The following is a 262-nucleotide window of genomic DNA, read 5'->3' as shown; positions in this document are numbered from 1 at the left end:
CGCCGAAGAGTCCGTTGAAGAATCCGTTGGCTATCGAGTAGTAGGTGCCGCCGAAGGGCGAGAGTGAGACGTTGCCCAGCACGATGAAGTATCCTGGGTGAGCACGAGCGAAAGTCCGTTCTGAGCGAGAAGGAAGTGCACCCCCACCGTCCACAGCACGAAGATGCACACTGACAGTGCGCTCGCGACAAAGGCACCGGCGACGAGCTTTCCCGTGAATGCGCGACGAAATCCGACGCCGGTCAGCGCCCTATCCATCGAG

Annotated in this window: 1 protein-coding gene; it reads right to left on the bottom strand. The window is 60.3% G+C overall.

Going from position 1 to position 262, the window contains the following annotated elements; genetic code table 11:
• Nucleotides 1-30 precede the first annotated feature (30 nt).
• Nucleotides 31-262: hypothetical protein (locus R0J87_RS21660; RefSeq protein ID WP_498888882.1), on the bottom strand; the 232-nt coding region annotated here is incomplete at its 5' end.

The sequence above is a fragment of the Halomonas sp. SIMBA_159 genome, from assembly GCF_046536035.1.
GTDB classification, from domain to species: domain Bacteria; phylum Pseudomonadota; class Gammaproteobacteria; order Pseudomonadales; family Halomonadaceae; genus Vreelandella; species Vreelandella venusta_A.
Note: the sequence above shows the minus strand (reverse complement) of the source record. Positions and strands in the feature narration are given on the sequence as shown.